The 8678-nt window shown below is 42.8% G+C and carries 8 protein-coding genes; 5 read left to right on the top strand and 3 right to left on the bottom strand.

The window, feature by feature from the left end:
* Window positions 1-3: 3 nt before the first annotated feature.
* The 4 genes from FR741_RS07635 (at window position 4) to FR741_RS07620 (ending at window position 4613) form a co-directional block, all read left to right on the top strand.
* The gene (locus FR741_RS07635; RefSeq protein ID WP_005395046.1) at window positions 4-1314 is read left to right on the top strand and encodes a TolC family outer membrane protein; all 1311 of its coding nucleotides are present in this window, start codon (window positions 4-6) and stop codon (window positions 1312-1314) included.
* 2 nt (window positions 1315-1316) lie between these two features.
* Complete coding sequence (locus FR741_RS07630; protein WP_167426549.1) at window positions 1317-1931, top strand: OmpA family protein; 615 nt, start codon at window positions 1317-1319, stop codon at window positions 1929-1931.
* A gap of 167 nt (window positions 1932-2098) precedes the next feature.
* Complete coding sequence (locus tag FR741_RS07625) at window positions 2099-2452, top strand: DUF2750 domain-containing protein (RefSeq protein ID WP_005395049.1); 354 nt, start codon at window positions 2099-2101, stop codon at window positions 2450-2452.
* A gap of 187 nt (window positions 2453-2639) precedes the next feature.
* A complete protein-coding gene (locus FR741_RS07620) occupies window positions 2640-4613 on the top strand; it encodes a tetratricopeptide repeat-containing diguanylate cyclase (protein WP_167426548.1) in 1974 nt (657 codons plus the stop codon).
* A 12-nt stretch (window positions 4614-4625) separates the two neighbouring features.
* On the opposite strand, the gene queC is transcribed toward FR741_RS07620, so the two are convergent.
* Both queC and queE read right to left on the bottom strand, forming a co-directional pair.
* Window positions 4626-5321 (bottom strand): 7-cyano-7-deazaguanine synthase QueC, encoded by a 696-nt coding sequence (gene queC, locus FR741_RS07615; protein WP_005395054.1) that lies wholly within the window; start codon window positions 5319-5321, stop codon window positions 4626-4628.
* Window positions 5322-5335: 14 nt separating this feature from the next.
* The gene (queE, locus tag FR741_RS07610) at window positions 5336-5986 is read right to left on the bottom strand and encodes a 7-carboxy-7-deazaguanine synthase QueE (protein WP_046874946.1); all 651 of its coding nucleotides are present in this window, start codon (window positions 5984-5986) and stop codon (window positions 5336-5338) included.
* Window positions 5987-6202: 216 nt separating this feature from the next.
* Here queE and FR741_RS07605 point away from each other — a divergent pair, with 216 nt between their 5' ends.
* On the top strand, window positions 6203-7012 hold the full coding sequence (locus tag FR741_RS07605) for a Cof-type HAD-IIB family hydrolase (RefSeq protein WP_164666881.1): 810 nt from the start codon (window positions 6203-6205) through the stop codon (window positions 7010-7012).
* A 162-nt stretch (window positions 7013-7174) separates the two neighbouring features.
* Here the strand turns inward: FR741_RS07605 and FR741_RS07600 are convergent, their stop codons facing one another.
* Window positions 7175-8620, bottom strand: coding sequence for a bifunctional NUDIX hydrolase/phosphatase PAP2 family protein (locus FR741_RS07600; protein ID WP_006741551.1), 1446 nt, complete (start codon window positions 8618-8620; stop codon window positions 7175-7177).
* Between the last annotated feature and the right edge of the window lie 58 nt (window positions 8621-8678).

Below are 8678 nucleotides of genomic sequence, written 5' to 3'. Positions count from 1 at the left end.
ACAGTGAAGTGGACTCGTGCCAACGCCTTTTGCATTGGTGTGTTCGCAGCTAGTCATGCTTTTGGGCAAACACTAGAGCAAGCGGTTGAAAACACATTAAAAACCAATCCTGACATCAAAAGTGCGTTCAATGAATTCGTTAGCAAGCAGTATGTGAATGAAGCATCTGGCGGTGCTTACCTCCCATCCGTAGATTTAGACGCCGGTATCGGTTATGAAGGCATTAACCCAGCAGAAGCAGGGCGAGATTCAACGGATCTGACAAGAAAAGAAGCGACCGTGACACTAACCCAGTTGATATGGGACGGTTCTGCGACACTTAACGATATGGATCGAACAGCAGCTGACGCAGAATCAGTTCGTTATCAACTGCTCGCTGATGCTCAAGACACGGCACTCGAAGTGGCAAAGGTTTACTTAGATTCAGTAAAAGCTTATGAAATTCTTACACTTTCAGAAAACAACTTGAAGGTTCATAAGAAGATCTACGAAGACATTAAAAAGCGAGTTAACTCAGGACTTGGGTCTACCGCTGACCTAACTCAAGTAGAAGCTCGTTTAGCAAAAGCTCACGGTAACTTGGTGGCGGCTCAGAACAACTTATATGACAGCCACACCACGTTTACACGCCTTGTCGGACAGTCCCCACAAGGATTGATTTTTCCGCGAGCGGACCAGAACTTTATTCCCTACACCATAGATGAAGCAATTGACTTGGCATTTGAATCGCATCCAGTAATCAAAATTTCGATGGCAGATGTAGACTCAGCTAAGTTCCAATATAAGCAATCTAAGGGAACTTACTATCCAACGATATCTGTAGAAGCGGCTCAAACGTGGCGTGATGATGCAAGCGGTATCGAAGGAAGCAGTGATGAAACGACAGCGATGCTGCGTATGCGTTACAACCTCTTTAATGGTGGTAGTGATGTCGCCAATGCTGAAAACTTTGCCTATCAACTAAACAAAGCCAAAGATTTACGAGAACGCGCATACCGCAGCGTTGAAGAAGGACTTCGTCTATCATGGAGCGCGTTAGATTTAACGCTTCAGCAAAAAGAGTTTCTAGCGGATCACGTAGATTCGGCATCTGAAACTGTTATCGCCTACGAGAAACAGTATCGCATCGGTAAACGAACCCTTTTGGATTTGTTAAATACTGAAAACGAGTTATTTGAAGCGAGAAAAAACTACTTGGATGCTCGATATTCAGAGCAATACGCGAAATACCGTGTAATGAATGCGACCGGCCAATTGTTAAATGCCTTGCGAGTCGATGTGCCTACGGAATGGAATGAAAAGGTGGAGTACTAATCATGAAACCAATGAAAATTCTATTTGCATTAAGCCTTCTCGCCGTTACTCAACAGGTTGTTGCTGAAGACGAGTATGACTATCGACCTGTACCAAGTGCAGAGCAAATCGCTGACCTTCAAGATGAAGATAACGATGGCGTCATCAACGCTCGAGATATGTGCCCTGGAACACCGGAAGGCTCAGAAGTCGACAATGACGGTTGCGGCGAATACATTAAAGCATCAGATAACATGCAAGTAAGAATACTTTTTGCCAATGATTCTGATGAAATCAATCCCATGTTCAGAAGACAAGTACGTGAACTGTCCGATTTTTTAAAAGAATACCCTACTACGTCGATCGAACTGCACGGCTACGCGAGTAAAGTTGGTGGCTCTCAACACAACCAAGATCTATCAGAGAGACGAGCACGCAATGTCCGTGAGGCGCTATTGAGCTACAACATCGAACCGAGCAGAGTTCGTATTGTTGGCTTTGGTGATACTCACCTAGCGCAACAAGGTACCGATGAAGTCAGCCACGCTTTAAACCGCCGAGTAACTGCTTCTGTCGTTGGTTATAAAGGCGAGATTAAAAAAGAGTGGACAATATTCACTACCCTCCCTGAAAGGTAAAAATATCTGTATTAATGTTTGTTCAAACAAGCATTAATAAACCTAGAACGACATAAGAAAAGGAGCTTCGGCTCCTTTATTTTTACTCATTGCAATAACCGTATTATGCTTTAGGAATCGGCACTTTAGTGTTACCCTAGCGGCGTCATAACAACGAGAGTTTTGAAATGAGCAAACTTACATCAGATATCCAAGCAAACCTTGACCTTTTTGTTGCAGAAACAAAAGAAAACCAACTGGTTTGGGGTTTACGCAATGAAGAAGGTTGGCTATCTTGCGATTCAACTGAATTCGAAAACAGTGAAGTCATGCCTTTCTGGTCTTCTAAAGAAGATGCAGAAGCGCACAATGTTGAAGAATGGGCTGACTTCACTGTACTAGAAATCCCACTAGATATCTTTGTTGAAGATTGGCTTTTAACTCTTGCAGAAGATGGTGTTCTTGTTGGTACTAACTGGAACGATCAGCTAGAAGGCAAAGAAATGGAGCCTCAAGATCTAGCTAAGCTTTACATTGCATAACGACTCCTAGACCTCAACTTTATGTTGGGGTCTTTCTTTTGATGCTCTTTTTTTGATATATCGACCAAGTGCATAGTTTTCCTATTCTTTTTCTTCGTACACCCAACTCAATCACAACGCTGATCAATTAATAGCGCTATGATTCTCCAATTCCAAAGCAACAAAAGAACATAAGGCACGTTTAAATATGCGCACGCTCTATCCTTTGCTTGCGTCACTCTTACTCGCCCCGGTATATGCTAGTGACACTCAAGATATTGAGCCAGAACAAAATATCACGCAGTGGCACGCCGTTTATCAAACCACATTGAGAAGTAATCCTGACTCAGCATTAAGCATGCTTCAAGATCGATACCACACCGCGAAATCGCACAGCGAAAAACTCTACGTCAGCGGGCTGATTTATGAATATATGTCGAACATAAAGCAGCCGTACTATGGAAGCAGCCAAGTTCTCAACAATAACTTTGCTCAGTTAGAGTCAGAGTACATTCTTGCCTTAAATGAACGTAAGCATGGTAGTTATGACGCCTCAGTAAATAGCTTTTCTTCATTGCGACAAAAAATGAAGCAGACTTCAGATTCTGAAGGCAAAGCTTTGATGAACTATCAGCTCTGTTATACGTTGAATCAACAAGGTCGTTATCACAAAGCAAACTTTTATTGCTCGTCGTTAGAAAGCCATCTAAGTCAACAACACCAAGAAAACTTCCCTATTGATCTCGCGTTACGTGTGGTAGCGAATAACTATAACTATCGTGGTGACTATGAAAAAGCGCTGAGCCTTTATCGAAAGCTGCTGGCCAACATGTCTGCTCAAAGCGATCCTTCTGGCATTTACAATGACGTCGGAAATTTGCTAGCAGAGCTTGGGCAGTTTGAACAATCAGAACAATATCTCATCCAAGCCCTACTCGCTCGTCAAGATGAAGGGACACCACTCAAAGTCGCCCAGGTCGAACATAGCCTTGGGGCAATGTATAAGAAATCCAAAGAATTCGATAAAGCCATCAATCATTATCAAAATGCATTAACAATACTCAACCAACTCCAATACCCATATGGTCAAGGGTTAAGCTACTTAGGGCTGTCTGCGGTTTTAGCCGAAAGTGGGCAACTGGATACCGCAGTAGATTACATTAGAAAAGCTTTAGACATTGCTGAAACGTATGAAAATACGCACCTCGAAACGGAAGGGCATTTAGCTGCTGGGTTCGCGTATTTGAAAAACCATGCTACTGAAAAATCGATTGCACATGGCAAAGTCGCGTTAACACTAGCGATCAATAACTCTAGGCCATTATTACAGGCACAAGCTCAATTACTCCTTTCCAAAGCGTACCAAGCCCAAGGTGATTATAAACTGGCATTAGAGCACCACGAAGCCTATTCAAACATTGAATTGGCCAACCGAGACGCTAGCAATATTAAAGCATTAGAGGCATTAGACCTCACAAAGAAAGAGTACGAATATGATCTTCAAGTCGCTCGGTTGAATAATGAAAAAAGCTTAAATCGGCATCAATTTGAGAAGCTTACCGATCAAAAGCGCACTTATAATTTTGTGGTTTCCTGTTTGTTGGTCTTGCTCATTCTGGCATTGATACTTCAGCGACAAACACGACAAAAAGCCAAAATAGATAGTCTAACATGTGCGTTGAATAGAGCGGCAATTATAGAGACCATCAAAGGTCAAACCTCCAAAGCGGACGAAGACTTCCGCTATGTTTTAGCATTAATCGACCTTGATGACTTTAAGACGATAAATGATCAATACGGTCATCCGACTGGCGACTTGGTGTTACAGCAAGTTTGCCAAGTGCTTAAAGCTAAGCTCAATAAGGGAGAGTATATCGGCCGTTTGGGTGGAGAAGAGTTTATCTTATTATTGAAAAACGTCGATGAAATTGACGTTCCTTTCCGGGTGCAAAGCCTACACAAAACGATTTCAGAGAAGCGCGTACGCACGGTAGATAATAGTGATCTGAGTGTAACTGCTAGCTTGGCCTATCTATCAACATCAATGCCGCTTACCAACTTTGATGAACTTTATTCGATACTAGACCAAGCTTTATACCAGGCTAAAAAGCAGGGAAAAAACATCATTATAGACGCATACGATGAGCCAATTAGCCTAAGTTCTGACTATGTTAGCCAGTAAAGCAAGGCACGACTATACGTCAGCAGCCTGCTTGTTCACAAGAGACTGCATTACGGTCTCTTTATTGTTTAGGTAATCATCTAAGCCAGCTTTGCGCAAATCGCACGATGGGCACTCACCGCAACCATCACCAATGACCCCGTTGTAGCAGGTCAACGTATTTTCACGAACCAGTTGCAACGCGTCATATTGATCAGCTAACGCCCACGTTTCTGCTTTATTTAGCCACATTAACGGTGTTTTGATCGTCAGGTTACGGTCCATCCCTTTCACCAAAGCCGTGTTCATTGCTTTCACAAAATCGTCACGACAATCTGGATAACCACTAAAGTCAGTTTCACACACGCCAGTAATTACGGTTTCAGCCCCAATTTGGTAGGCGTAGATTCCTGCGAGCGTTAAAAATAGGATGTTACGGCCAGGAACAAAAGAGTTTGGTAGGCCGTTTTCTTGCAATTCGTGTGAGACAGGGATGTCATCGCGCGTGAGAGAGCTAATCGCAAGTTCGTTTAAAAGGCCAACATCCATCACTTTATGCGCTTTGACACCAAGATCCTTTGCGATCTTTTGTGCCACTTCTATCTCTAACTTGTGGCGCTGACCATAATCAAAAGTAATGGCATGAACTTCATCAAACTCTTTAAGTGCTTGAACCAGACAAGTCGTGGAATCCTGACCACCACTAAAAACAACAACGGCTTTTTTCATTTCTCTCTCCGCTCTTAAGCAATACTTAGGTATTTATGAGTTTGAACAGACAAGCGCCAATTGCGAGCAATGCACGTTTCAATACACAATTGCGTTGCACGAGGCTTTTGGCTAATAGGCTGCAATGCAATGATAGTCTCAACCGCGACATTCGCATTTGCCAATAGCTCATCAAGGTGGTCGATGTCTTTTTGCGTACCAACTGGGTGCTTAATCTCATTCGCACGCTCTAACGCGCTATTGAGAACTGGCAGTTTACCCTTCATCGCCACTTTTGGTGACACGGTCACCCATGTATTTTCTGACGTGATGACTTCTGATGTGCCACTGGTTTCGATTTGGCATTGGCAACCCATATCTTCAAACGCCTTTGTTAAAGGGCGTAGATCATAAATACAAGGCTCCCCACCAGTAATCACGATATGTTTAGCATTAAAGCCTTGCAGTTGATATTGCTCTACGATGTTCTCGGCAGATGCGACGCACCATGTCGGAGAATCTTCCGTCTTCACCAAAATATCACCAATTTGACGTTGGTCATTCTCATCTGCATACCACGTTTGTTTGGTATCGCACCATGAGCAACCAACCGGACACTCTTGAAGGCGAACAAAAACAGCAGGTACTCCAGTGAAAACCCCTTCCCCTTGGATGGTTTCAAACATCTCATTTAGCTTATACAACGTAGAACTCACTCAACTCATAATACTTCGAGGCGAAGACCTTAATGGACACACGTGTCTAGGTCAATTTAAACCAAAAATTAATTGTTAAAATAGACCATTTTGTAGTTTCATAGTCGCGGTGAGCGTAGGTTTCTGGTTCGCGTTATACCAAACCTTATTCACTTACAGTTCCCAAAAACTTTAAGGTAAGAAATGATGTATAAACTGATCGCATTAGATATGGATGGCACACTGCTCAATAGTGATAAAGCAATCTCTGAAGAAAACAAACAAGCGATCGCAAAGGCTCGAGAAGCAGGCGTTACTGTCGTTCTCGCTTCTGGTCGCCCATTAGAAGGAATGCAAGGCAAGCTCGACGAACTGAATATCCATTCCGATAAAGATTTTGTCCTTTTCTACAATGGCTCTATGGTTAAGAACGTAGGAACAAATGAAATCATCCACCAGCAAATCATTGATGGTAAGGCAGCTAAATTAGTCGCTCGTAAAGCGAAAGAATTAGGCGCTTATGTGCACGCATTCAGCCAAGTACATGGCTTGATCACCAATGAGAAAAACCCATACACTGACATCGAAGCCAACATTAATGGCTTAAATGTAACAGAGATTAATTTTGAATCGCTAGAAGATGATCATCCAATCATCAAAGCAATGATGGTTGCCGAGCCAAGTAAGTTAACTGAGGTCATCGCTGCGCTTCCGTCTGAAATACGTGAAGAGTTTACGGTGGTTCAAAGCGCCCCGTTTTTCCTGGAATTTCTTAACCCAGCGAGCAACAAAGGTATTGGTGTTGCTGCAATTGCTGAGTATCTAGGTATTCAACCGGAAGAAGTGATCTGTATGGGTGATGCTGAAAATGACCACCACATGCTGAAGTACGCTGGCCTTGGTATCGCGATGGCAAATGCGATGGAAGAGACCAAACAAATCGCTGATTACATTACGGCAAGTAATGATGAACACGGTGTAGCTAAAGCGATTGAAAAATTCGTCCTTAACGCTTAATTCTCTCCGCCGCTATGGCGTCAACGTTATTACCTTTAACTCAGCCATGGCGTCAGATATACGCAAAGCCACATTGTTGAGCTACTCAACGTACAAAAAAGCCTTGCTGTAAAGCAAGGCTTTCTTTTTACTCGTATGCCTGAGAAAGAAAGCATACAACCATCAATCTAGCACTGTTTCTCTCTGTTGTTTTTCATGAATCAGCTTTCTTGCAAGCAAGATAAACAGCAACATCAACAATGGATAATGCAACGTCGACAATACCAATGACCACAAACCACTAAACGAGACAACAGAGCTTGAGTACAAATAAAGTTGCTCAACGAATACCAACGCAAGCGTTACAAAAATCATCTGACGAGAATCCAAATGCACTTTTGACTCTCTAAACGTCATAACCAATGCTGATGCCGTAATTAAAATAGCCAACCAACGACCAAACACAGGTAATGGCCAGATAACAGAGATGACCGCCGTTACCGCAGTCATAATGAACCAGACGCCTTTTGAGCTCAGCACTTGATCAACATTCACGTCTTGATTTGTTTCCAATCGCAGAACATGCCAGGCCACCAAGCTTCCTAACAGCGCACCAAACAACATATCTAAGAAAAAGGCGCTACCAAGGAAAAACTTACATAACATAATAGTAAGCGTGATGAGCATCATGACAGCGGTCGTACCATTCAAACCGAAATAATGTGTTCTCTGAAATAAAAAGGTTAAAACACAAAACCAAACGGCAATAGGCAAACTTGGAAAACTAAATCCAAAGCTGTGTGTTAACTCCATCATTGGTATGTAGACATGCGGGCGAGGAAGCGCAAAGCCCTGTTGAGCTACAAGTACCATCAGGGACGTCGCGCTAATAGCGAAAAAGAGTCGGAATACAAATCGACTGCCAAAACGCATCATTACTAACGGAAATAGAAAAAGCAGTATCGTAGGTTCTGTCAGTTCTATAACAAGATTTGAGATCTGATTCGCTACCTCGAAACTCGTTTCTGATAAAGCTCCTACCCAGCTTTGTAAGTCTTTCATCCACCTCAATTCAATCTGACGAAATGAAGGCGCGGATTCGATCAGCTGAGTCACATAAGATGCGGACTGCTGAGTAGCTTGTTCAAAAAACTGAATGGCTTGTGGCCATTGAGCGGGATAGCGGTACAAAAATGATGGCAGCTCGGATGGTCCAAGTAACATTGCAGATGCGATTTCTACTCCGTAGTGAGGAGCAAACCAAATAGGTAACTCATTCCCACCTAAGGAATTGTTCATCGAAAAAGCAATAATCTCAGAGTCTGATATGCAATCGTAATAAACCGCGGTGTCTGTTCTGCCAAGTTCCTCCCCAACCGTGACCACTAAACCCGTTTCTTCCCACGTTTCTCTTTGCGCAGCAACTTTGGGGGATTCTCCATCAATAATTGTCCCACCAGGTAGAGAAATCTTATCCGTCAATATTTCATGAACTAGCACTAACTTGTCGTCAGCACGAACAACGCAGAGCGCCCCTTTTACTTCGCTCGCGGCAGCTTTAGCCGTAGAGATTGGTGAAACAGGTAACAAAATAAAACAAAGGATGAGTAATAACAGCTGTCTCAACACAAAATATGACCTTAAGTAAACATTATGATAACCAATGAATAATGGCAGTTAATCTTAT

This window comes from Vibrio diabolicus, from assembly GCF_011801455.1.
GTDB lineage: Bacteria > Pseudomonadota > Gammaproteobacteria > Enterobacterales > Vibrionaceae > Vibrio > Vibrio diabolicus.
Note: the sequence above shows the minus strand (reverse complement) of the source record. Positions and strands in the feature narration are given on the sequence as shown.

What these genes read in the sequence shown, in the direction of transcription:
- FR741_RS07630 (WP_167426549.1), top strand. Translation starts at nt 1,317, where the DNA reads ATGAAACCAATGAAAATTCTATTTGCATTAAGCCTTCTCGCCGTTACT.
- FR741_RS07625 (WP_005395049.1), top strand. Translation starts at nt 2,099, where the DNA reads ATGAGCAAACTTACATCAGATATCCAAGCAAACCTTGACCTTTTTGTT.
- FR741_RS07620 (WP_167426548.1), top strand. Translation starts at nt 2,640, where the DNA reads ATGCGCACGCTCTATCCTTTGCTTGCGTCACTCTTACTCGCCCCGGTA.
- queC (WP_005395054.1), bottom strand. Translation starts at nt 5,321, where the DNA reads ATGAAAAAAGCCGTTGTTGTTTTTAGTGGTGGTCAGGATTCCACGACT.
- queE (WP_046874946.1), bottom strand. Translation starts at nt 5,986, where the DNA reads ATGTTTGAAACCATCCAAGGGGAAGGGGTTTTCACTGGAGTACCTGCT.
- FR741_RS07605 (WP_164666881.1), top strand. Translation starts at nt 6,203, where the DNA reads ATGTATAAACTGATCGCATTAGATATGGATGGCACACTGCTCAATAGT.